Genomic DNA, 21,739 nt, shown 5'->3' on the forward strand with positions numbered 1-21,739 from the left:
CTCCACGGCGAGCTCGACTACCGCCCGCCCATCGAGGTCGAGGACGCGTACTACGCTGACCTGGAATCCGCCCAGCCGGTGATCGCCGGACAGGGAACCCGATAGGAACGAAACCCAGGGCGATTCACGGAGCGGAGCGGAGCGGAGCCGAGCAGGCCGGAGCGGAGCCGGAGCGGAGCGGTGCGTCAGGCGTGCAGGCGCCGCAGGGCGGTCACGGCGTCGTCGTGCCACCGCCGGGCGGCGGGAAGGACGCCGGTGAAGATCGCGGTGTCGTGCGTGACGCCCTGGTACCGCACGACGCTCGCGTCGACGCCGGCCGCGCGCAGGGCCGCACCGTACGCGTCGCCGTCGCCGCGCAGCGGGTCGTACTCCGCGGTGAGGATCACCGCCGGCGGAAGACCCTCGTGCGACGCGGCGCGCAGCGGCGAGGCGTAGCGCTCACGCGCATCCTGCGGTCGGGCGAGGTAGGTGCGGGCGACCGAGCGCAGCTCGCGTACCGTGAGGAACCGCGGGATGCCGAGCGCCCGCATCGCGCCGAGGTCGAGGTGCGCGCCCGTGAGGTCGACGACGGGCACCTCCAGCAGCTGCAGCATGAGTGGGTGACGGGCGCGGTCACGATTCACGAGGGTGAGCGCGGCAGCGAGGCACCCGCCCGCCGAGATGCCCTGCACGCCGATGCGGCTCGGGTCGATCCCGAGTTCGGCGGCGGAAGCGACGAGCCAGTCCAGGGCGGCGTACGCCTGCTCGACCTGCGTCGGGTAGCGGTGCTCGGGCGCCAGCGCGTAGTCGACGGCGGCGATCGCGACATGGGCGTCGACGCAGCGACGCCTGTAGGCGGCATCCGTCGTCGGATAGTCGATGCCGCCGATACGGAACGCGCCCCCGTAGAAGGCGAGCACGCCGGGCACCGGCGCGTCGCCCACGACCGAGGGGTGATAGATGCGGACACGCACCGACGGGTAGCCGGGCACCGCCACCTCGTGCTCGGTGATCCGCACGTCGGGGCCGGCCGTTCCCACGGTGCTCAGCTCGGTACGGTCCCACGCCAGCGCGGCGCGACGGTGCTTCGCACGGGCGCGGGCATGCGGACCGCGAGACGGGTCGGACTTCGCACGGGCCTTCGCGGCGACGGGAGCGGCGGCCGGGAGCGGCGCGCGGCCGAACGGCCACAGCGCCGACAGCCTGCCGCGCACGACGCCGACGGCCTGGTCGAACATGTACTTGCGGTGCACGCGCAGGCGCTCGTCGAAGAACGGGTCGAGGCGCATGACACCATCTTGGCGCGCACGGTCCCGCGCCACCCAGAGGTTGACAGTCGGGCATCCCCGGCTCTGCTCGCGAATCCCCTGCTTCGGCGAGACAAGGGATTCACCGCGAACCAGGGGACGACACCCCCGGTCTCGGCGCGATTCCCCTGGCTCGACGGGCAGATCCCTGGTCTCGGGATGCCGGCGGCCGTGCGAGCGGGTACGCGAAAGGCCCGGAGTTCCGAGGAACTCCGGGCCTTTCGTGAAGCGTGCTGGCTTACCAGCTCACCGTGCTTGTTCGCGTGCTGGCTTACCAGCTCACCGTGCTTGTTCGCGTGCTGGCTTACCAGCTCACAGTGCTTGTTCGCGTGCTGGCTTACCAGCTCGACTTGGTCACGCCGGGCAGCTCGCCACGGTGCGCCATGTCACGGAAGCGGACACGCGAGATGCCGAACTTCGTGAGGACACCGCGGGGGCGGCCGTCGATGACGTCGCGCGAACGCAGGCGGACCGGCGACGCGTTGCGGGGCAGCTTCTGCAGACCCACGCGAGCGGCCTCGCGCTCTTCGTCGGTCGAGTTCGGCGAAACGAGCGCCTTCTTCAGCTCAAGGCGCTTGGCGGCGTAGCGGTCGACGACCTCCTGGCGCTGCTTGTTGCGCGCGATCTTGCTCTTCTTAGCCATGGATCAACGCTCCTCTCGGAAATCGACGTGCTTGCGGATGACCGGGTCGTACTTCTTGAGCACGATGCGGTCGGGGTTGTTGCGGCGGTTCTTGCGCGTCACGTAGGTGTACCCCGTGCCGGCGGTCGAACGCAGCTTGATGATCGGACGGACGTCCTGTGCCTTCTTGGCCATCAGAGCTTCACACCCTTCGCCTGGAGGTCACGCACGACCGCCTCGATGCCGCGAGCGTCGATGACCTTGATGCCCTTGGCCGAGACGTTGAGCTTGATGTTGCGACCCAGCGACGGAACGAAGTAGGTCTTCTTCTGCACGTTCGGGTCGAAGCGGCGCTTCGTCCGGCGGTGCGAGTGCGAAATGTTGTGACCGAAGCCGGGAACTGCTCCAGTCACCTGGCACACTGCTGCCATAGTGATGTCTCCTTAGTACCGTGAGGCCGGACGGCCCCACCCAAGATCCCTTGTCTGCACCCTTCGACAAGCTCAGGGACCGGGATGAACCGGCCTGAAGTCGAGGGAGGATGCGAACTGCGTGCTGGAGTGCGCGCAGACAAAGAGTCAGTCTAGCACGCGTGGCCCGTCGGCCCCGACCTCGACGAGGCGCGCGCCGGCGCGAAGGCCAGGTCAGGGTATATTCCCGCGTGGGAATGGCTCTGGGGACGACATCCAAACGACGCCCATGCGGGTCGCGACGCCGTTGCCGTTCCAGACAAATTCTCGCGCGTCCGCCCCGGCGGCCTCGACGATGATGCTCATCCGCCGCCTGAGAGGGGACACGATGACCGAGCCGCGCACGGCCACTCGGATCTGGCCGTCTTCGCCGTACGACCTCGCCGACGCGCACCGCTGCCCGTCGTGCTTCACCGTGGTCTCCGCCGCGACCTGCCCGTCGTGCGGGTTCGCGCTCACCGACGCGCGTGCGCCGCAGGTGCTCGAGCTCGGCCGCCGCCTGCTCGACACCGAGATCGCGCGCCAGCGCCTCATCGACGAGATCAGGGCGTCGCACGCCGCTGTGCAGGTGGATGCCGCCACCCCCGGTTCCGCGTCGGTCTCGGCGATCCGCGTCGTCGCCGCAGACGCCACTGTGCCGGCACCGGCGGCGCCCCGGCCGATTCCGACCGAAGCGGACGTCGCCGTCCCGACGCTGACCGATGCCGAGCCCGATCCCCTGGTCGCCCTGTCGGCTCTCTCCGCCGAGGCCGAATCGGGAACGCCGGAACTGCCCTTACCGTCCACTGTCGCCCCCGCGGCGGCGACCGTCTCGCAGACGGTGCCGGCCCGCCCCGGTCCCGAGGCGCCGGGGCGGCCGCCGGCAGCTCCGGCTCCCGTGGCCTCCACACCGCGGCGCCGCCTCACCGTGCCGGTGCTGCTGCTGATCGTCGGGGTCTCCCTCGTCGGCATCGCGGCGGTGTTCTTCCTGCTGCTGGCCTGGTTCGTCGCCGGAATCGCGGTGAAGGCGCTCATCATCGGCGCCATCACGCTGGCGACGATCGTCGTGGCCTCGTGGCTGCCGCGACGGGACCTGACCGCGACCGCGGAGGGCGTCGGCGCGCTCGGCGTCGTACTGCTGGCCCTCGACGCGTGGGCCGTCCGCGCGAACGACCTGTTCGGCGCCGGCGGCACTGATCCCGCCGTCTACACCGGCGTGGCCGCCCTCGTCGTGGCGGCGCTCTGCCGCGTATGGGCGCGTGTCTCGGGTCTGCGCGGCCCCGACCTCGCGACATCGCTGGCGGTGCCGGCGGGCGCCGGGTTCCTGGTGGGCGGCCTCGCCGCCCTGCCGTCGGCCGAGGCGCTCGTCGCGGGCTTCCTCGGCGCCGGCGTCGGCGGCCTCGTGCACGCCCTGCCGGCGCCGTGGTCATCGGCGCGAGGCGGGGCCGGCGGGGTGCCGGAGCGGGTCGTGCTGGCGGCATCCGGAATCCTGGCGGTCATCGCCGCGGCACTCACCGCGTGGACGGCGACGGGCGACGCGGTCGCCGTGGCGGTGTGGTCCAGCGCGCTGGTCGTCGTGCTGGGCGCGGCGCACGCGTGGCTCGCGCGACGACCGGTCGCGGGTGAGCCGCTGCCCGCGGCCGACCTGCTGTCGGGCGCCGCCGGCGGCCTCGCGGCGACTGCGGCGGGCCTCTCCGGCTGGCAGCTCGCGCTGCGGATCGACGAGCCGCTCTTCGCCGTGCTGGTCGCGCCGGTGCTGGCGGTCGGCACCGCGGTCGTGGTCGATCTGCTCCGTCAACGCCGCCCACGGTCCGCGTGGATCGCCCCGGCGATCGCCTCGGCCGTGATCGGGGGAGTCTCTCTCGCCGGGATCGTGATCTCGTGGCTGTGGCAGGGCACGAGTGCGATCGCCGACTCGTGGACGCCCTGGCACACGGATGCCTTCGCCGTCCCGCTCGCGGCGCCCGAGGCTCCGCTGCTCGCTGTGATCGGCGCGGTGCTCGTCGCGGCGCTGCTGCTGCTGTCGCCGACCCTGCGCCGCCCGGTACTCACCGACGTCCGCGCGATCGTGGTGGCGGTCGTCCTGCTCACCGCCGCCGCGCGCACCGCGGTTCCCGCCGCGCTCGTCGGGGCCGCCCTCGCCGTCGCGATCGGCGCACTGCTCGCCGTCGTCGTGCGGCACCGGGCAGGAGGCACGGCGTGGGGCTGGATCGCCGCCGGCCTCGGCTCCGTCGTCATGGCCTACGCCGCGGGGACGGCGACGCCCTGGCTGTGGCTGATCGGCATCGTCGTGGCGGCCGCGTATCCCGTCGCGCTGCGGCTGCTGCTGCGCCCCGCCGACCTGCCTGCGGTCGCCGCCGCGCTGGGGCCGGTGGCCGTCGGCGCGGTGTCGGCGCTTCTCGCGCCCGGTGCGCTGAGTGCCGTCACGGGGGTCCGGATCGGGATGGATGCCGTCGTCCCGGCGCTGCTGCAATGGGTGGCCGTCGCCGCACTCGCGGCCGCGATCGCGCTGCGCGTCGAACGTGCATCACGCAGCGCGCTGGCAGTGTCGGCCGAAGCGCTGGTCGTGGTCGGCCTGGCGTGGACGGCGACCGCCGCGATCGGCGCCCCGGGATCCACGACCGGGTCGAACGCGCTCGCGACCGTGCTCGGCGAGCCGTGGACCGGCATCGCATGCGGTGCGCTGCTGGCGGCCGGCCTGATCGTGGTGGCGCTCGGCCGCACGCGCGTCGAGGGCGTCGCGCGTCTGGGCGCCACCGCGCTGCTCGCGCCGGCTCTCGCCGGTCTCGCCCACACCGTTCTCGCCGCGCTGGGCGTCGCGCAGACAGGCTGGGCCGCCGCGGTGCTCGTCGCCGCCGCCGCCGCCGTGCCCGTGCTCGCGGCCCTGCTGTCGGCGACGACCCGGCCGACGTCGAACCCGGTCGCAGCGCGCAGCGCGGCAGCCGTTCCCGCGGCGACAGCGGCACGCGCGGCCGCGGACCTCGGCGCCGCCGCGACGGTGGCGGTCACGGCGTGGGGCATCGCGCCGGCCCTCGCGTGGGCCGTGCTCGCACTCGTCGCGGTCGGATTCGGCGCGGCGGCGGTCACGCGCGGCTGGACTGCGCCCGCGGTGTCGACGGGCGACGGCTCAGCCGACCGCTCGGGCGACGAGCGCTTCACGACCCGAGCGGTCGGGGTGCCCGTCTCGCGCGCGCCGCGACGGCTGCTGCTGTGGCCGGCCCTGGTCGCCACGATCGCAGCCTGGTGGTCCTGGCTCGGCGACGGGACGCCGGCGACCGCCTTCACGGTCGAGGCGTACACCGTGCCGGCTGCCGTCGCGCTCGTCGCCGCGGCCGCCATGACGGCATGGTTGCGCCGACGCGCCGAGGCGAGCATCGCCCTCGCAGCGGGCCTCGGGATCGGCCTGTGGAACTCGGCCGTCGTCGGCTGGACCGGCACTCCTGTGCGCGGGGCCGTCGTCGCGCTCGTCGGGGCCGCGATCGCCCTGGCGCTGTCGTTCACGCCGGTGCGCGGCATCCGTCCCGTCTCACTCGTCGGCGCCGCCGTCGCCGTGGCAGGCATCGCACTCGTCGTGGTCGAGCGGGCCGCGGACGGCCCGTGGACCCCGCTGTGGCTGCTGCTGCTCGTCGTCGTCGCATACGCATCGGGCTTCGGCATGACGCGCGTGCGCTCGCGCGACGCGGCCACGCAGGCCTACGCGCTGGTCGTGCCGCTGGCCGCCCTCGTCGTCGCGATCGTGCCGCTATGGCCGCTGCTGAACGAGCCCCGCGTGGTGATCGCCGCGTTCGTCGTGCAGGGCGCCCTGCACCTGGCGGCGGCGGCTCTCGATCGCCTGCCATGGACCGCCGCCACCCGCTGGGTGTCGTTCGTCGGCGCGGTGGCCGTCGGCGCCGGTGCGCTCGTCCAGGGCCACGTCGACGCGATCGAGGCGGTCACGCTGCCGATCGCGCTGTTCTGCCTCGGGGGCGCGGTGCTCGGGATGCTGCGCCGCGGGCGCGCGGGACGGCCGTGGCCGGACGGCGAGGGCGCCGCCTGGATCGGGGGGCTCCTGCTCGCGGGCGCGCCGAGCCTGGTCGCCGCACCGGAACCGGCGCGCGTGTGGACGGTGATCGTCGCGGCGCTCGTCGCGGCGGCGGCGCTGGCCGCGATCCCGGTGCGCGAGACGCCGGCGGTCCAGGCTGTGACGGTCGAACCGGCGGCGCCTGCACCGGTCGCGCTGCCGACCATCACCACGCCTCACGAGCCGCGACCGCGGCGCACGGGCCTTGCCGCGCTGCGCGCGCCGTCGGCACTCGTGCTCTCGGGCCTCGCCCTCGCGATGGGCGTGCGCGGCTTCGTCGCACCGATGCTGGAGTCAGGCGAGGCCGCCGCGATCGTCGCGGCCGTCGGAGCGCTCGGCATCGCCGTCCTGCTGACCGCGACCGCGAACGGGCCCCGTGACGTCGTCGCACCCGCCTGGCTCGCGGGCGTCGGCTCGGTGGTTCTCGCCGTGGTCGCGATCGCCCGCACCGACGGCGACCTCGGTCGGACGGTGCTCGTCGCGGTGATCGGTGGCGCGATCGGCGTCGGCGGCGCGGCCGTCCTGGGTCTGCCGCGGTGGCGCGCCCTCGGCGGCGTCCTCGCCGTCGGCGGCCTCGCCGTGTCGCTCATCGCGTGCGGCGTGCGCTTCGCGTGGGTGCGGGACGCCGCCGGGTTCGAGCCCGATCTGTTCCTCCTCGTCGCGGCGGGGATCACGCTCGCGATCGGGCTCACCGCCCTGCGCGCGACCGCATCGGTGCGCGTCGGCCGCGTCGTGGGCGCGGGCTTCGCGGTCGCGACCGTGCTCTTCACGATCGCCGAGGGGATGCTGCTGGCCACCCACGACGAGGGCTCCGGCATGCGCACGGTCTTCGCGATGAGCGCGCTGACGGTCGTCGCCATCAGCGGGGTGCTCGCTCACGGGCGCCTCGGCGCGATGCTCGTCGCCGCGGCGGCGATCTCGGGAGTGGCCCTCGGGATCGTCGCACTGCTCGCGTTCGGCGTGCGCCCGGTCGAGCTGGTGACGGTCCCGCCCGCGCTCGGCGGCCTGGCCTACGGGGCTCTCGCTCTGCGGCGCAGGCCCGATGCACGCTCCTGGCCGACGCTCGGACCGTGGCTGGCGCTGCTGACCGTGCCGTCGCTGCTGCTCGACTTCGGCACGTCGGCGCTGTGGCGCATCGTCGCGCTCGGGGTCGTCGCGATCGCGCTCGTCGTCGTCGGCGCCGTGCGGCGGCTGCAGGCACCGCTCGTGCTCGGAGCTGTCGTGCTGCTCGTGCACGCGGTCGCGCAGCTGTGGCCGTGGATCTCGGCCGCCTACACCGCGGTTCCCTGGTGGCTCTGGCTCGGCATCGGCGGCGCGCTGCTGATCTACATCGCGGCACGATACGAGAGGCGCATGCGCGCCCTGCGCACGGCTTACCTCGCGGTCACATCGCTGCGCTGAGCCTCGGGGGTCACGACGCGCCGTGTCCAGCGCCGCGATACCGCGATCCGTGACCCCCGAAGCCCGCCTCAGCCCGCTCCGTCAGCCTGCCGTGGCCGCGGCGAGCGCGTCGGCGAAGAACGACGAGAGCGCGTTCGCGTCCGTCAGGGATCCGTTGTACACCTCGCCCGCCGCGACCACCGTGACCCCCGACGTCGCCGCGGCGGCATCGGTCGCGTACGGGATCGATGTCGTGGCACGCGTGCTGGCGGCATCCGCCCACTGCGCATACGTGTCGGCGTCGACGCAGTCCACCACAGCATCGGTCGCCGCGGCCGTCGTCAGAACGCCGGTGACGTCGCCGGCGGTGAAGGTCGCGCCCGTCGCGGCGCCGTCGATGCCGACCTGCATCATCGCGTTCCACGCGGCGAGCGCCGCATCGGGCTGCAGCGCGGCGAAGCACCCGAACGCGGCGACGGCCGCGAGCGCGTCTGCGCTGCCGGTCTGCGCGATCGGGTGCAGCTCCAGCGACAGATCGCCGGCGGTCAGCGCGCTCTGGATCGTGGCGCCTGCGGCCGACCAGAAGGTCGCAGCGTCGGCCGAGGTCGGATCGACGTAGAGCTGCACGTCGAGCACCCCCGTCGTCGCTGCGGTCGACGCGCTCTTGCTCGGCGTCGCACCGCCGAGAGCTCCCGTCGAGACCGGCGTGACCGTCGTGCCGTCGCTCTGCAGCAGCAGGCCGTCGGTCAGCATGTTGGCGGGCCCGCGTGCGGCGTCGGCTGCGGCCTGCGCCTCCTTCTCGGCTTCTGCGGCGGCGGCGTTGTTCGCCGATACGACCCCCGCCGTGATCCCCCCGGCCACGGCGAGCACGACGACGGCTCCCGCCGCCGACCACCCCGCGATACGACGCTGTCGGCGCTGCCGCGCCTGACGCTCGCGCTCCTGCCGGACCATCTCGCGCACGAACGCCTGCCGTTCGCGCTTCGTCATGCCCTCGAGCAGGCTCCTGTCGACCTTGACCTGCGCCATGCGGCTCCTTCCACTCGCGCCATGACGTTAGGCACGGTGCTCATGAGCCGGATCTGCGCTGCCTATGAATGCGATGAGAGCCCGGACTCGGCCGCCTCGCGCGCGCCGCGGCCCCACCGGAACGCCGACACCGTCGGGTCGCCCGGCACCCAGAACCGCCACGGGAACACGTCGGTGCCGGCCACGCCCGCGACGCCGACGCGTGGGCCTGAGGCCACCTCGGACAGCGGCTCGGCGAGCAGCTCGAGCCGCGCCTCGGCGCCGTGGCACGGTGCTCCCGTGATCGCGTCGATGCCGTCGTGGAGAGGATGCCGCAAGCCGGCCGCGTCACCGAAGCGCCCGGGTCCGCGGGCCAGGTCCCGCGCCGCCCGGGCGGCCGGCCGACGGCGGAAGGCGGCATCCATTCCTTCGATCACCTCGCCCGCGCGCAGCAGGCAACCGCCGGCGACACCCGCGGGGCCGCTCACGACGTTGACGCAGGAATGGATGCCGTGGCTGAGGTAGACGTACAGATGCCCGGGTTCGCCCCACATCGTGGCGTTGCGGGCGGTGGGGCCCATGCGCGCATGCGAGCCGGGATCGGGAACAGGACCCGTGCCGCGCCCGTGATACGCCTCGACCTCGGTGATGCGCAGCGCCACGGTCTCACCGCCGACGACGGTGGTGAGGCGTGCCCCGAGCAGCCGCGGCGCGACCACCGCAGGAAGGTCTTCGAGCTCGGCGCGCGTCGCTGCCCGCCACTCGCCCTGCGCCATGCCCGCGAGTCTACGTCCCCCATCACCCCCACCACCCGCTACCACCCGGCCACCGCCCGCCGCCGGCGAATCGGTTCACTTGCGCTGTTTGTACGCCGAAATGCCGAAACCGCGTACAAACAGCGCAAGTGAACTGCGTCGGGGGCGATGCCGCGGGCGGTGCCGCGGGTCAGGCCGCGGGTCAGGCCGCGGGCGGCACCTGGCACCACGAGATCGCGGCGCCGTCGAGAGCCACCACCTGCCCGCCGTCCGACACCTCGAGGATGCGGGTCTCGGGGCGCTCGGGAAGCGGCAGCTGGTACAGGTCGTACGGGTTCGTCACGGCGTCGGGCGCCACCAGCACCGCCACGTAGCGGGCGCTGGGCGACACGCACACCTGCAGCACCGCATCGGTGTCGTCCACCTCGCTCAGCATGCGGGTCGCGCCGTCGGCCGCGACGAGCGCGATCGTCGTGCGGCCCGTCGGCACGTCGGCCTCGTCGAGCTCGGCGGCCGTGCGGATCGTCGACCCGTCAGGGAGCGGCGTCACCGACGTCGAGCCGCCGAGATCCTGCTCGGGCGCGACGAGCTGCACCTCGCTTGCGTCGGTCAGATCGATGACCGACTCCTGGTCGGGCCGGTCGACAACAGCCTCGTTCGAGCCGCGGGCGATGCCGTCGATGCCGAGCGCGACGCCCAGCGCGGTCGAGGCGCGCGCCGATGCCGAGCCCGAGGCATCCGATCCCGTCAGCAGCAGCGAGCCGTCGAACGAGAGCAGCAGGATGCTGTCGGTGTCGGGCACGAACCGCCACTCGGCGACACGCGGATCGGCCCCCTGCACCTCGATCGCCACCGGCGCGGCATCCGGATCCCCGAGCGACGCCGTGTACAGGCGGCTCTCACGGCCCGCGTCGGCGCTCAGGTTCGCATCCGAGAACGTGTAGCCGATCCGCTCGCCGCGGTCGGCGCTCTGCAGATTCGACACGAAGCCGTCGCCCGGCAGCGGCAGCTCGCGCGCGTTCCCACCGTCGAGGTCGGTGACGATGAGGCCGGCCTGGTCGTCGTCGGTCCGCACCGACACGACCAGGTGCGAAGCCGTCGCGCGGAAGTCCTCGATGTGGTCGTGCCGGAAGACCGGTACCGCCTTCTGCCCTGACAGGTCGGTGCGGTAGATGAGATCGCCGCCCTTCCCGTCGGCGTCGTCGCGGCCGCGCTGCAGCAGGTACATCTCTGCCTTCGGCGTGCGGAACGTCTCGGTGACGGTCGCCGTCGGCCCACCCCCGAGCGAGGCGACGCCGTCGATCGTGACGGTGTACTCGGTGTCGTCCCACAGCGGCAGCGTGAAGCGCACGCCGACGCTGCGACCGGACGTGTCGACCTGGAACGGCGTCTCGGGGCTGACGGACACCTGCGACGGATCGACGTCGGCGAGCGACTGCGTCGTGGTCACGATGAGGCGGGAGCCGGATGCCGCAGCCGCCGCCGCGGGATCGACAGAGACATCGGTCACGCGCGGGCCCTGCGCGACGCTCGCCGCCGCGCCGGCGAGGCCGACCGCTGCGAGGATCCCGAGCACGAGCGCGAAGCTCAGCACGAATGCCCGTCCCCGCCGACGCTGAGCCCGCGCGCGGCGGGTCGGTCGGTCAGTACTCATACGGGTCCTCGGGCTCGGGGATCTCGTCGACCGAGACGGCGTCGACGACCAGGCGCCCGTCGGACGACGAGCGCACCGTGCCGCTGATGGTCACCCACTGGCCGGTCTCCGGCGCGTCCGCCGCGGCGATCACGGGCAGGCTCGCCGGCTGGGCGTCGATGACGCAGTGCGTGATGACCAGGCGCGTGAGGTCGAAGCCGCCGTCGGGTCCCGGAGTGACGAACCCGGTGAGCTCGACCGGGTCGCCGTCGAAGGCGTCCGGGTTGGTCGCCGTCGCGAAGGCTGTGGCCCACTCGCCCACCCCGAACGACGACGTGTCGCCGGTCGAGGCCAGCTGGATCGTGTCGGCACCGCCGAACAGCGGCGTCGCACCGACGTCGCGCGACATCGCCAGCTCGGCGCTCAGCGACGCGGGCGGCAGCACGAGGGTGAGCACCACGACGCCCGAGGCGGCGACGCCGCCGACGACGGTGGCCGCGAAGGCGACGGGGTGCGGACGATGGACGTGCTCGTGGTGATCGCCACCCCGACCATCCCCGCTCGTTGAGCGAGCGGAGCGAGACGAAACGCGATCTGGCACGAGGTCGCCCGTGCGTCCGAGGCGTTTCGCCTGCGCTCCTTCGTCGCTCCGCTCAACGAGCAGGGGGTGGAGGTCGTCCGTGTGCTCAAGGCGTTTCGCCTGCGCTCCTTCGTCGCTCCGCTCAACGAGCAGGGGGGAATGATCCGCGTGGTCGTGGCCGTGGTCGGCCTCGGCTCCGAGCGGCAGCGCGAACGACGCGACCGCGCCGACGAGCAGGAGCACCGACATCGACACCGCGAACCACGCCGAGTCGGGGTTGATGTAGAGCCCGAGGCGTCCGGTCAGCGCGAGACCGAGGGTCACCACGGCGAGGCACGCCGACAGGCCGACGCCGAGCCACCGCGTCCCGATGAAGTCGCGTCTACGCAAGGAGGTTCACCACCGTCCCGATGGCGAAGGCCGACAGCACCACGACGGCGACGATGCCGCCGAGCGTGCGCCACGTGAACGTCGTGCGCAGCAGCGCGAGCATCTTGACGTCCACCAGCGGTCCGACGAGCAGGAACGCGACGATGGACCCCGGCGTGAAGGTCGACGCGAACGACAGCGCGAAGAACGCGTCGACGTTCGAGCAGATCGACACCACCATCGCCAGCAGCATCATCGCGACGATCGACAGCGCGGGGTTCGAGCCGATGGCCACGAGCGCCTCGCGCGGGATGAGCACCTGCACCGCACCGGCGAGCGCCGAGCCGATGACCAGCGCCGGCATCACGGCGCGCAGCTCGATCACCAGCTGCGAGAGCGAGCGGCGCCACTTGCCGCCCGGCTCGTGCACGACGAGCTCGCACGTGTCGCGGAAGCGCTCGGTCAGCAGCCCGTCGGGCGAGGGATGCCGCGAGTACAGCCACCCGATGAGGTTGGCGATCGCGTATCCGCCGACGAGGCGGGCGATCAGGATGCCGTCGCTGAAGCCGAACGCCTGGTGCGTGGTGATGATGACGATCGGGTTCACGATCGGCGCTGCGATGAGGAACGTCAGCGTCTCGGGCACCGTGAACCCGCGCATCATCAGGCCGCGCGCGAACGGGACGTTGCCGCACTCGCACACCGGCACGATCATGCCGAGCAGCGACAGCACGGCGCGACGGGCCCACGCCCGGCGCGGCATCCATCGCTCGATCACGCCGGGCGGCACCCACACCTGCACGACGATCGACAGCACGACGCCGAGCGCCACGAAGGGCAGCGACTCGATGAGCACGCTGATGGCGAGGGTCAGGCCGTCCTGCGCGCGGGTGGGGAGGGATGCCGGGAACAGCGTCGGAGCGAGCCAGTCGATCAGGAACAGGCCGGCGACGACCGCGAGCCCGACGCCCAGCCATGCGAGCGTGCGCGCCTGCGGCGACGGACCGAGACGCGCCGTGGCCGGCTCGTAGCGCGCCGCCGCGGGCCGCTGCGTCGGATCAGTGCGCGTCACGCTTCACGGCAAGCGGGTCGGTGCGCTGCTGGTCAGCCCGCTGGTCGGCGGCTGCCGCGCACGAGGCGCACAGCCCGAAGATGTCGACGACGTGCTCGGCGTCGCGGAATCCATGGCGCTCGGCGGTCGCCCGGGCCCACTGCTCGACATCGGTCGCCTCGATCTCGACGGTCAGCCCGCACGAGCGGCAGATCAGATGGTGGTGGTGGCCGGCGCTGACGCACGCACGGTAGAGCGCCTCGCCTTCGGGGCTCTGCAGCGAGTCGGCCTCACCCTGCGCCGCGAGCCCGGCCAGGGCGCGGTACACGGTGGCCAGTCCGATGCCGGTGTTCTCGTCGCGAAGGGTCGCGTGCAGCGACTGCGCGCTGACGAATCCTCGGGCGTCCGTCAGCGCTTCGCGCACGCGTTCGCGCTGCCACGTGTTGCGCTGGGCCATGCCGGCGAGTCTACCCGCGGCCCCTGGACGCGAGCCGGGCGGCCGGTCAGCGCAGGCTGTCGAGATCGAGCTCCAGCCGGCCCGCGGTGTACTGGGAAATGTACGCGTCGCCGTCGCGCACGAACTGGCCGGCGCTGCCGCCGAGGATCGACGCCGACGAATCGTCGTAGGTCGCCAGGAACAGCAGGTAGGTGCTGCCCTCTTCGAGCGGCACGTCGTCGCTTTCGCTGCCTTGGCCGCCGCGCATCTGCTTCACCTCGAGGTGCGCGCCGACCACCGCATCGCCCGCGTGCACGCGCTCGACCACCGTGTCGTAGACCGTGATGGGGATGGATGCCGCGTCCTCAGCGGCCTCGTCGGCAGCGGGCATCCCCGCCGACGGGTTCAGCCGCGGGTCGTCGGACTCGACATCCGAGGGGAGCAGCACGTCGGGTCGCGAGCCGCCGACGGTGACTTCGACGACGAGATCGGCGTCGGCGAGGAGTTCCGCCGTGGACGCGTACGTCTTCATATCGCTCGCGCTCGTCGCAGCCGGCTCGGCCGCGCAGCCCGCGAGGACCGCCGCCAGCAGCCCGGCCGCGAAGGTCGCTGCCGCGACGCGCCCGGGCTTCGCGTCACGTCGGCGTGAGGCATCCATTCTCGGATTCTGGCATCCGGCGCACGCTGCGCGCCACGCTCAGGTGGCGCCGATGGCTGCTTCGCCAGGGTGGATGCCGCACGCTGCGCCACCCGAGCCGTCGGCGTCGATGCTCACGTGGCAGAGATTGCTGGAACGCGGACCCGGATGCCGCACACTGCGCCACCCGAAGCCCAGGGCGACGCTCAGGTGGCAGAGACAGCGGACCCGCGGGTGACGCGGCCGCGGCGGGTGCCGATGCCGCGGCAGACGAGGTAGATCACGAACGAGATCGTCGTGATGTACGGGCTCACCGGCAGGGTGCCCATGATGGCGAGCAGGATGCCGCCGACCGCCGACACGAAGCCGAACACGGCCGACAGCAGCGGCACCGACAGCGGGCCCGAGGCGACTCGCATTGCGGCGGCGGCGGGCGTCACGAGCAGCGCCATGACGAGCAGGGCGCCGATGATGTGCACCGCGACGGCGACGATCAGCCCGAGCAGCAGCATGAAGATCAGCGAGACGGCGGTCGTCGGCACGCCGCGTGCGGCGGCGGACTGCGGGTCGAGCGAATCGAAGCGCAGCGGGCGCCAGATCAGCAGCAGGCCCAGCAGCACGACCGCGCCGATCGCGACGAGCCACCCGAGCTGCCCGGTCTGCACCGACACGATCTGCCCGGTGAGCAGGCTGAAGCTCGAGGCGCTGCGGCCGTCGTACAGCGACAGGAACAGGATGCCGAGACCGAGACCGAAGGGCATCAGCACGCCGATGATCGAGTTGCGGTCGCGCGCCTTGGCTCCCAGTAAGCCGATGATCGCCGCCGCGACGATGGACCCGACGATCGACCCCGTGACGACGTCGACGCCGATCAGCAGCGCCGCCGCCGCGCCCGCGAAGGACAGCTCGCTGATGCCGTGCACCGCGAACGCCATGTCGCGCTGCATCACGAAGACGCCGACGAGGCCTCCGACGAGCCCCAGCACGGCGCCCGCCCACAGCGAGTTCGAGACGAGCCCGAGGATCTCGCCGTAGTACGGCAGCCCGCCGAACATCGCGTCGGCGATGTCGTTCCAGTTCACGCGTGCGCCTCGTTCATTCGTGCACCAGGCCGTCGTGGTGATGATGGGATGCCTCGGCGTCGGGCGCGCCGACCACCACGAGCCGATCGCCCGCGCGCAGCACGAACACGTGCGCGCCGTACAGGGCGGTGAGGACGTCCGAGCGCAGCACCTCCTGCGGCGTGCCGAGCGTGAAGCGCCCGTTCGCGATGTACAGGATGCGATCCACCTTGCCCAACAGCGGATTGATGTCGTGCGTGACGAGCAGCACGGCGGCGCCCCGCTCGCGGCGGTGCCGGTCGATCAGGCCGATGACGGCCTGCTGGTTGGCGAGATCGAGGCTCGTGAGCGGCTCGTCGCACAGCAGCAGCGGCGGGTCGTCGGCGAGCGCCTGACCCGCGCGCAGCCGCTGCTGCTCGCCGCCCGACAGTTCGCCGACCGGCCGGTCGGCGAAGCCCTGCGCGCCGACGGCCTCGATGAGCGCGTCGACGCGGGCGCGGTCGCCGCGGCGCGGGATCGGCAGGCCGAAGCGGTGGCCGTCCACGCCGAGCGTCACGAGGTCGCGGCCGCGCAGCGACGTGTCCCGCGGCAGCGGGCGCGCCTGCGGAAGGTAGCCGATGCGGCGGTTGCCGCGCCCGTGCACCGGCACGCCCAGCACCTCGATCGAGCCCTGCGAGAGGTCCTCGAGGCCGAGGATCGCGCGCAGGAGCGTCGTCTTTCCCGAGCCGCTGGGGCCGAGGACGGCGACGAGCTCGCCCGGGCGCACGTCGAGGTCGAGGCCCGCCCACAGCTCGCGGTCGCCGCGCCGCAGCGCCGCACCGCGGATGCTGAGCACCGGGGGCGCGGCCGGCGCCTCGGCGCCGGTCACGCCAGCGCCGCGCTCAGGGCTTCGATGTTCGCCTGCATCCACGAGACATAAGTCTCTCCCTTCGGGAGCGTCTCTGAGAACGCGATCGTCGGGACGCCCTGCTCGTCGGCCGCCGCGACGACAGCCTGCGTCTCCGCGCCGCCGGTCTGCGTGTTCGTGATGAGCACACCGACCGAGCCGCCGCGGATCAGATTCAGCGCCTCCAGCAGTGTCGCCGGCGCGACGTCCTGCTCCTCCTCGACGGCCTCGCTGAACGCGTCGGGAGTGACGTTCACGAGCCCCGCATCCTCAACGAGGTAGCCCGGCACGGGCTCGGTCATGAACACCTGCTCGCCGCCGTGCGCGGACTCGATGTCGGCGAGCGCGGCGTCGAGGCCGTCGAGATCGGCGCCGAACGCCTTCGCGTTCGCCGCGAAGTCCGCCGCGCGGTCGGGGTCGAGCTCGCCGAGTTCGTCCGCGATCTCGTGCGCGACCGCGCGGATGGTGTCGACGTCGTACCAGACGTGCTCGTTGAACCCCTCGATGTGGTCGTGGCCCTCGTGGTCCTCGTCGGCGTGGTCCTCGTCGTGGTCGGCATCATCGTGATCGTCGGCATCCGCGGGCCACTCCGGCGAGGACTCGGCCGCCGTGATGACGGGTGCCTCGGTGCCGCTGGAGTCGATCAGCCCGTCGACGAACGCGTCGTATCCTCCGCCGTTCTCGATGATGAGGTCGGCCTTCTTCACGATCAGCTGGTCGCGCGCGCTGGGCTCGAACGAGTGCGGGTCCTGCGAGGCGCTGGAGACGATCGAGGTCACGTCGACAGCATCCCCGCCGATCTCGGACGCGATCTGCCCGTACACGTTGGTCGACGCGACGACCTGCAGCCGCCCGCCCGTCCCCGCGTCAGCACTCGTCGCGCACCCCGCGAGGACGAGAGTGGATGCCGCAGCCAGGCCGAGCAGGGTGAGCAGGCGTCGAGAGTCGTTCATGTCACCGACTCTAACGCTAATGAGAATCGTTCTCAAATCACCCTCCGCCCTCTGCTTCGTTCGAACAGGGGTCTGGGGTGGGGTGTCGGGGGGCCGGAGCCGCGGGGGCGCGCTAGGGTCGGGGCCGTGCTCCCGAAGGCCGTGCAGCGCTCGCTGCTTCTCGCGCTCCCGTTCCAGGTGGGTGCGCTCGCGCTCGCGATCGTGCTGCGAGCCGTCGGCCTCCCCAGTCAGGTGCTGCTCACGGCGCTGCTCGCGCTGTCGATGTGGGCACCCGCGGCGTCGGAGCTGCTGTTCCGCACCACCCTGCCGCGGGCGCTGCAGCTGCACTACCTGATCTTCATCACGCTCGGCCCGTTCGCGGGGAGCGCGCTGAACGTGTACGCGGCGATCGCCGACTGGGACACCCTCATCCACTTCGACTCGGGCGTCCTCGTCGCGTGGCTCGGCATGCTGTGGGTACGGCGCGTCGAAGAGCGCGTGCAGGCGCCCCTGCCGGCATGGTTCGGCCTCGCGGTCATCCAGCTGACCACGATGGCGTTCGCGGCGATGTGGGAGATCTGCGAGTTCGCGAGCGACCACCTCATCGGCACGGTCTCGCAGAACGGCAGCCTCGACGACACGATGACGGACATCATGGCGGGCACCGTCGGCGGTCTGTTCGCAATCGCGCTGCTGCTGATCCTGCGCCGGCCGCGCACGCTCGCCCCCGGCTCGCTGCTGCGCAGCGGACGCCACCGCCGTGAGGTGGCCGAAGAGGCGCCGACCGCCGGCGAACACTGAGCGGCGGCATCCATCCCGCCCGTCAGCGCACGACGAAACGCAGCCCGGCAGCGCACGACGCAGCCCAGCCCGTCAGGGCACGACGAGACCCCGCCCGTCAGCGCACGACGCAGCCCAGCCCGTCAGCGCACGACGCAACTCAGTCGAGCAGCAGTGCGGGCTCTTCGAGGATCGAGGCGACGTCGGCGATGAAGCGCGACATGCCGTCGCCGTCGATCACGCGGTGGTCGAACGAGCCTGCGACCGTCGTCACGAAGCGGGGGCGGACCTCACCGTCGACCACCCACGGCTTCTGGCGGATCGTGCCCATGGCCACGATGCCCGCCTCGCCGGGGTTGATGATCGGGGTGCCGGCATCCATCCCGAACACGCCGATGTTCGTGATCGTGATGGTGCCGCCCTGCTGGTCGGCGGGGCTGGTCTTGCCCTCGCGCGCGGTGAGCGTGAGCTTCTCGAGGGCCTTGGCGAGCTCGCGCATCGACAGGTCCTGGGCGTCCTTGATGTTCGGCACCAGCAGCCCGCGGGGCGTCGCGGCCGCGATGCCGAGGTTGACGTAGCGGCGCACGCGGATCTCGGCGCCGCCCTCGGCGTCCACCCACGCGGCGTTGACCATCGGCGTGCGGCGTGCGGCCCAGATCACGGCGCGCGCCATGATGAGCAGCGGCGAGACCCGGATGTCGGCGAAGTCGGGCGAGGCCTTCAGCCGCTTGACGAGCTCCATCGTGCGCGTCGCGTCGACGTCGGTCCACACCGACACGTGCGGCGCAGAGTACGCCGACTGCACCATGGCCGACGACGTCGCCTTGCGCACTCCCTTGACGGCGATCGTCTCTTCGCGGCCCGCGGCGTCGGGCGCCGGCGTCGCGGGAGCCACGACGGGAGCCACTCGCGCAGGCGCCGGGATCGTCTCTTCGCGCACGTCGCCCCACTCGGGGGTCTCGATGTTGCGGAACACACTGGCCTGCGACGCGTGCTTGACGACGTCGTCGCGGGTCACCTCGCCGGCCGGGCCGCTGGGCGTCACCGCGGCGAGATCGACCCCGAGATCGCGCGCGAGCTTGCGGATCGGCGGCTTGGCGACGACGCCGACGGATGCCGCCACCCGCTCCTCGGCCGGCGCCGCCGGCTTGCGGCGACGCGACTGCACGTGCCCGCCGGTCCCGTACCCCACGAGCACGGCGCCCTCGCCCGCCTCTCCGGCCTCGGCAGGTGCGCCGTGCTCGGACTGCCCGACGGTCGCGGGGGACGAGGCATCCACTCCCGCGCCGGAGGCGATCGTGATGATCGGGGCCCCCACGTCCACGGTGTCGCCCTCGGCCGCGAGCAGCTCACCCACGGTGCCGGCGAACGGCGACGGCAGCTCGACGAGCGACTTCGCGGTCTCGATCTCGACGAGCACGTCGTTTACGGCCACCGCCTCGCCGGGCGCGACGCGCCACTGGACGATCTCGGCCTCGGTGAGTCCCTCGCCGACATCGGGGAGGACGAACGTCTGCGTGCTCATATCAGGGTCCTTTCGCGGCATCCCACCACTTCACTTGCGCTGAACGTACGCGAAACCGCCGTCGCAGCGTACAAACAGCGCAAGTGAACACGGATGGGGGCGTTCATCGGCGGAATGCGGGAGACACCGGTCAGTAGGCGAGGGACCGGTCGACGGCCTCGAGGATGCGGTCGGCATCGGGCAGGTAGACGCCCTCGAGCTTGGCCGCGGGGAAGGGCACGTCGAAGCCCGACACGCGCAGCACCGGGGCCTCGAGCGCGTAGAAGGCCTGCTCCATGACGGTCGCCGCGACCTCGGAGCCCAGCGACGTGAAGCCCTGGGCCTCTTGCGCGTAGACCATACGGCCGGTGCGACGCACGGACTCCAGGATGGGGCCGTAGTCGATGGGCGACAGCGAGCGCAGGTCGATGACCTCGATGCTCGTGCCCTCGGCCTCGGCGAGCGCGGCGGCCTGCAGCATCGTCGTCACCATCGCGCCGTGGCCGACGAGGGTGACGTCGGTGCCGCGGCGGACGACGCGCGACGCGTGCAGCGGCAGCGCGCGGGCGGTCGTGTCGACCTCGCCCTTCATCCAGTACTTCGCCTTGGGTTCGAGGAAGATCACCGGGTCGGCCGAGGCGATCGCGTCCTGGATCATCCAGTAGCCGTCGTTCGGCGTCGACGGGCTCACCACGCGCAGGCCCGGAGTGTGCGTGAAGTACGCCTCGGGGCTCTCCTGGTGGTGCTCGACGGCGCCGATGTGCCCGCCGTAGGGGATGCGGATCACGACGGGCATCGGCAGCGCGCCCTCGTGCCGGTTCGTGAGCTTCGCCAGCTGGGTCGTGATCTGGTCGAAGGCCGGGAACACGAATCCGTCGAACTGGATCTCGACGACCGGACGGAAGCCCGCCATCGCGAGGCCGATCGCGGTGCCGACCAGGCCCGACTCCGCCAGCGGCGTGTCGAGCACACGCTGCTCGCCGAACTCGGCCTGCAGCCCCTCGGTCACGCGGAACACGCCGCCGAGCTTGCCGATGTCCTCACCCATGAGCAGCACGCGGTCGCTGCCGGCCAGCGATGCGCGCAGGCCCGCGTTGATCGCGCGGCTGAGCGGCAGGTTCTCCGGCTGCTGAGCCTGTCGAAGCTCGGTCATGCCTGGCCTCCCTCGAAGGATGCCTCGTACGCGGCGAGCCACCGGCGCTGCTCTTCGATCAGCGGATGCTCCTCGGAGTAGACGTGCGCGAACATCGAATCGGCGTCGATGCCGTCCAGCGCGTTCGTGCGCTCACGGATGTCGGACGCGACCGCCTGGGCCTCGGCATCCACCTCGGCGAAGAACGCGTCGGACGCACCGCGACCGAGCATGAACGCCTTCATGCGGGCGATCGGGTCGCGGCGGCGCCACGACTCCTCTTCGTCGGACGTGCGGTACTTGGTGGGGTCGTCGCTCGTGGTGTGGGCGCCCAGCCGGTAGGTCATCGCCTCGATCGCCCGCGGGCCTGCGCCGGAGCGGGCCTCGTCGAGCGCAGCGTGCGTGACTGCCCAGCTCGCCAGCACGTCGTTGCCGTCGACGCGGATGCTCGGCATGCCGTAGCCCTCGCCGCGCTTGTAGAGCGGCGAGCGCGACTGCGTGGCGACCGGCACCGAGATCGCCCACTGGTTGTTCTGCAGGAAGAACACCTCGGGTGTGCGGTAGCTGTTCGCGAAGACCATCGCCTCGTGCACGTCGCCCTGGCTGGACGCGCCGTCGCCGTAGTAGACGACGACGGCTTCGTCGCGCTCGGGATCGCCGGTGCCGCAGCGGCCGTCGAAGACGAGGCCCATGCCGAAGCCCGTCGCGTGCAGCGTCTGAGACCCGAGCACCAGCGTGTAGATGTGCGTGTTGCCGTTCTCGGGGTCGGTCGGGTCCCACCCGCCATGGGTCAGTCCGCGCATCACCCGGATGATGTCGATCGGGTCGACACCGCGGATGCGCGCGACGACATGCTCGCGGTACGAGGGGAAGATGTGGTCCTGCGGGCGGGCCGCGCGGGCCGAGCCGACTTGCGCGGCCTCTTGCCCGTAGCTCGGCGGCCACAGGGCGAGCTGCCCCTGCCGCTGCAGGTTGGTGGCCTGCACGTCGAACGCGCGGATCACCGCCATGTCGCGGTAGAAGGTCTCGAGGTCGGTGTCGCTCAGGCCGTCGACGGCCTCGCGGTACCGCTCGGCGGCGGGCGTGGGCGCGAATGTCCCGTCCGCTTCGAGGAAGCGGACGGTCGCGGAGTCTTCGGCCGGTGCCGTGGCGTCGGTCATCACCGAGTCTTCGGGCGG

19 protein-coding genes are annotated in these 21,739 nt (G+C 72.5%); 2 read left to right on the forward strand and 17 right to left on the reverse strand.

The features are described from left to right. Positions 1–185: 185 nt before the first annotated feature. The 4 genes from IF188_RS18785 to rpmB form a co-directional block, all read right to left on the reverse strand. Positions 186–1,268: an alpha/beta hydrolase gene (locus IF188_RS18785; protein WP_191173341.1), complete on the reverse strand. Its 1,083-nt coding sequence runs from the start codon at positions 1,266–1,268 to the stop codon at positions 186–188. 355 nt (positions 1,269–1,623) lie between these two features. After that, positions 1,624–1,929: a 30S ribosomal protein S14 gene (gene rpsN, locus IF188_RS18790; RefSeq protein ID WP_191173342.1), complete on the reverse strand. Its 306-nt coding sequence runs from the start codon at positions 1,927–1,929 to the stop codon at positions 1,624–1,626. 3 nt (positions 1,930–1,932) lie between these two features. After that, entirely contained in the window at positions 1,933–2,103 is a 171-nt protein-coding gene (gene rpmG, locus IF188_RS18795; protein WP_018173550.1) for a 50S ribosomal protein L33, read from the reverse strand. Next, on the reverse strand, positions 2,103–2,339 hold the full coding sequence (gene rpmB, locus IF188_RS18800; protein ID WP_013584774.1) for a 50S ribosomal protein L28: 237 nt from the start codon (positions 2,337–2,339) through the stop codon (positions 2,103–2,105). The genes rpmG and rpmB overlap by 1 nt, the downstream gene beginning before the upstream one ends. Before the next feature lie 367 nt (positions 2,340–2,706). On the opposite strand from rpmB, the gene IF188_RS18805 reads away from it, so the two are divergent. Then, positions 2,707–7,818, forward strand: coding sequence for an SCO7613 C-terminal domain-containing membrane protein (locus IF188_RS18805; protein ID WP_191173343.1), 5,112 nt, complete (start codon positions 2,707–2,709; stop codon positions 7,816–7,818). 81 nt (positions 7,819–7,899) lie between these two features. Here the strand turns inward: IF188_RS18805 and IF188_RS18810 are convergent, their stop codons facing one another. The 10 genes from IF188_RS18810 to IF188_RS18855 form a co-directional block, all read right to left on the reverse strand. Beyond that, the gene (locus tag IF188_RS18810) at positions 7,900–8,826 is read right to left on the reverse strand and encodes a hypothetical protein (RefSeq protein ID WP_191173344.1); all 927 of its coding nucleotides are present in this window, start codon (positions 8,824–8,826) and stop codon (positions 7,900–7,902) included. Between the two features lie 62 nt (positions 8,827–8,888). Then, positions 8,889–9,581: a DNA-3-methyladenine glycosylase gene (locus IF188_RS18815; RefSeq protein ID WP_191173345.1), complete on the reverse strand. Its 693-nt coding sequence runs from the start codon at positions 9,579–9,581 to the stop codon at positions 8,889–8,891. Between the two features lie 181 nt (positions 9,582–9,762). Further along, positions 9,763–11,214: a hypothetical protein gene (locus tag IF188_RS18820; protein WP_191173346.1), complete on the reverse strand. Its 1,452-nt coding sequence runs from the start codon at positions 11,212–11,214 to the stop codon at positions 9,763–9,765. Then, on the reverse strand, positions 11,204–12,163 hold the full coding sequence (locus IF188_RS18825) for a TIGR03943 family putative permease subunit (protein WP_191173347.1): 960 nt from the start codon (positions 12,161–12,163) through the stop codon (positions 11,204–11,206). The genes IF188_RS18820 and IF188_RS18825 overlap by 11 nt, the downstream gene beginning before the upstream one ends. After that, a complete protein-coding gene (locus tag IF188_RS18830; RefSeq protein WP_191173348.1) occupies positions 12,156–13,214 on the reverse strand; it encodes a permease in 1,059 nt (352 codons plus the stop codon). Before IF188_RS18830 ends, IF188_RS18825 begins: the two co-directional genes overlap by 8 nt. Then, positions 13,201–13,650 (reverse strand): Fur family transcriptional regulator, encoded by a 450-nt coding sequence (locus tag IF188_RS18835; protein WP_191173349.1) that lies wholly within the window; start codon positions 13,648–13,650, stop codon positions 13,201–13,203. Before IF188_RS18835 ends, IF188_RS18830 begins: the two co-directional genes overlap by 14 nt. A 46-nt stretch (positions 13,651–13,696) precedes the next feature. After that, positions 13,697–14,287: a hypothetical protein gene (locus IF188_RS18840; RefSeq protein ID WP_191173350.1), complete on the reverse strand. Its 591-nt coding sequence runs from the start codon at positions 14,285–14,287 to the stop codon at positions 13,697–13,699. 185 nt (positions 14,288–14,472) lie between these two features. Further along, complete coding sequence (locus IF188_RS18845) at positions 14,473–15,348, reverse strand: metal ABC transporter permease (protein ID WP_191173351.1); 876 nt, start codon at positions 15,346–15,348, stop codon at positions 14,473–14,475. A 13-nt stretch (positions 15,349–15,361) separates the two neighbouring features. Beyond that, entirely contained in the window at positions 15,362–16,195 is an 834-nt protein-coding gene (locus tag IF188_RS18850; RefSeq protein WP_191173352.1) for a metal ABC transporter ATP-binding protein, read from the reverse strand. Further along, positions 16,192–17,166: a metal ABC transporter solute-binding protein, Zn/Mn family gene (locus IF188_RS18855; RefSeq protein WP_191173353.1), complete on the reverse strand. Its 975-nt coding sequence runs from the start codon at positions 17,164–17,166 to the stop codon at positions 16,192–16,194. The genes IF188_RS18850 and IF188_RS18855 overlap by 4 nt, the downstream gene beginning before the upstream one ends. 126 nt (positions 17,167–17,292) lie before the next feature. Here IF188_RS18855 and IF188_RS18860 point away from each other — a divergent pair, with 126 nt between their 5' ends. After that, entirely contained in the window at positions 17,293–17,946 is a 654-nt protein-coding gene (locus IF188_RS18860; RefSeq protein ID WP_191173354.1) for a hypothetical protein, read from the forward strand. A 139-nt stretch (positions 17,947–18,085) separates the two neighbouring features. Here IF188_RS18860 and IF188_RS18865 read toward each other — a convergent pair whose 3' ends face one another. The 3 genes from IF188_RS18865 to IF188_RS18875 form a co-directional block, all read right to left on the reverse strand. Next, on the reverse strand, positions 18,086–19,450 hold the full coding sequence (locus IF188_RS18865) for a dihydrolipoamide acetyltransferase family protein (RefSeq protein WP_191173355.1): 1,365 nt from the start codon (positions 19,448–19,450) through the stop codon (positions 18,086–18,088). A 130-nt stretch (positions 19,451–19,580) separates the two neighbouring features. Further along, a complete protein-coding gene (locus IF188_RS18870; RefSeq protein ID WP_191173356.1) occupies positions 19,581–20,582 on the reverse strand; it encodes an alpha-ketoacid dehydrogenase subunit beta in 1,002 nt (333 codons plus the stop codon). Beyond that, entirely contained in the window at positions 20,579–21,721 is a 1,143-nt protein-coding gene (locus IF188_RS18875) for a thiamine pyrophosphate-dependent dehydrogenase E1 component subunit alpha (protein ID WP_191173416.1), read from the reverse strand. The genes IF188_RS18870 and IF188_RS18875 overlap by 4 nt, the downstream gene beginning before the upstream one ends. Between the last annotated feature and the right edge of the window lie 18 nt (positions 21,722–21,739).

It is taken from the genome of Microbacterium helvum (genome assembly GCF_014779795.1).
GTDB classification, from domain to species: Bacteria; Actinomycetota; Actinomycetes; order Actinomycetales; family Microbacteriaceae; genus Microbacterium; species Microbacterium helvum.

Coding starts and splice junctions, on each gene's coding strand:
- rpmG (WP_018173550.1), bottom strand. CDS start 2,103: ATGGCCAAGAAGGCACAGGACGTCCGTCCGATCATCAAGCTGCGTTCG.
- IF188_RS18855 (WP_191173353.1), bottom strand. CDS start 17,166: ATGAACGACTCTCGACGCCTGCTCACCCTGCTCGGCCTGGCTGCGGCA.
- IF188_RS18875 (WP_191173416.1), bottom strand. CDS start 21,721: ATGACCGACGCCACGGCACCGGCCGAAGACTCCGCGACCGTCCGCTTC.
- IF188_RS18785 (WP_191173341.1), bottom strand. CDS start 1,268: ATGCGCCTCGACCCGTTCTTCGACGAGCGCCTGCGCGTGCACCGCAAG.
- IF188_RS18820 (WP_191173346.1), bottom strand. CDS start 11,214: ATGAGTACTGACCGACCGACCCGCCGCGCGCGGGCTCAGCGTCGGCGG.
- rpmB (WP_013584774.1), bottom strand. CDS start 2,339: ATGGCAGCAGTGTGCCAGGTGACTGGAGCAGTTCCCGGCTTCGGTCAC.
- rpsN (WP_191173342.1), bottom strand. CDS start 1,929: ATGGCTAAGAAGAGCAAGATCGCGCGCAACAAGCAGCGCCAGGAGGTC.
- IF188_RS18805 (WP_191173343.1), top strand. CDS start 2,707: ATGACCGAGCCGCGCACGGCCACTCGGATCTGGCCGTCTTCGCCGTAC.
- IF188_RS18835 (WP_191173349.1), bottom strand. CDS start 13,650: ATGGCCCAGCGCAACACGTGGCAGCGCGAACGCGTGCGCGAAGCGCTG.
- IF188_RS18810 (WP_191173344.1), bottom strand. CDS start 8,826: ATGGCGCAGGTCAAGGTCGACAGGAGCCTGCTCGAGGGCATGACGAAG.
- IF188_RS18865 (WP_191173355.1), bottom strand. CDS start 19,450: ATGAGCACGCAGACGTTCGTCCTCCCCGATGTCGGCGAGGGACTCACC.
- IF188_RS18870 (WP_191173356.1), bottom strand. CDS start 20,582: ATGACCGAGCTTCGACAGGCTCAGCAGCCGGAGAACCTGCCGCTCAGC.
- IF188_RS18840 (WP_191173350.1), bottom strand. CDS start 14,287: ATGGATGCCTCACGCCGACGTGACGCGAAGCCCGGGCGCGTCGCGGCA.
- IF188_RS18815 (WP_191173345.1), bottom strand. CDS start 9,581: ATGGCGCAGGGCGAGTGGCGGGCAGCGACGCGCGCCGAGCTCGAAGAC.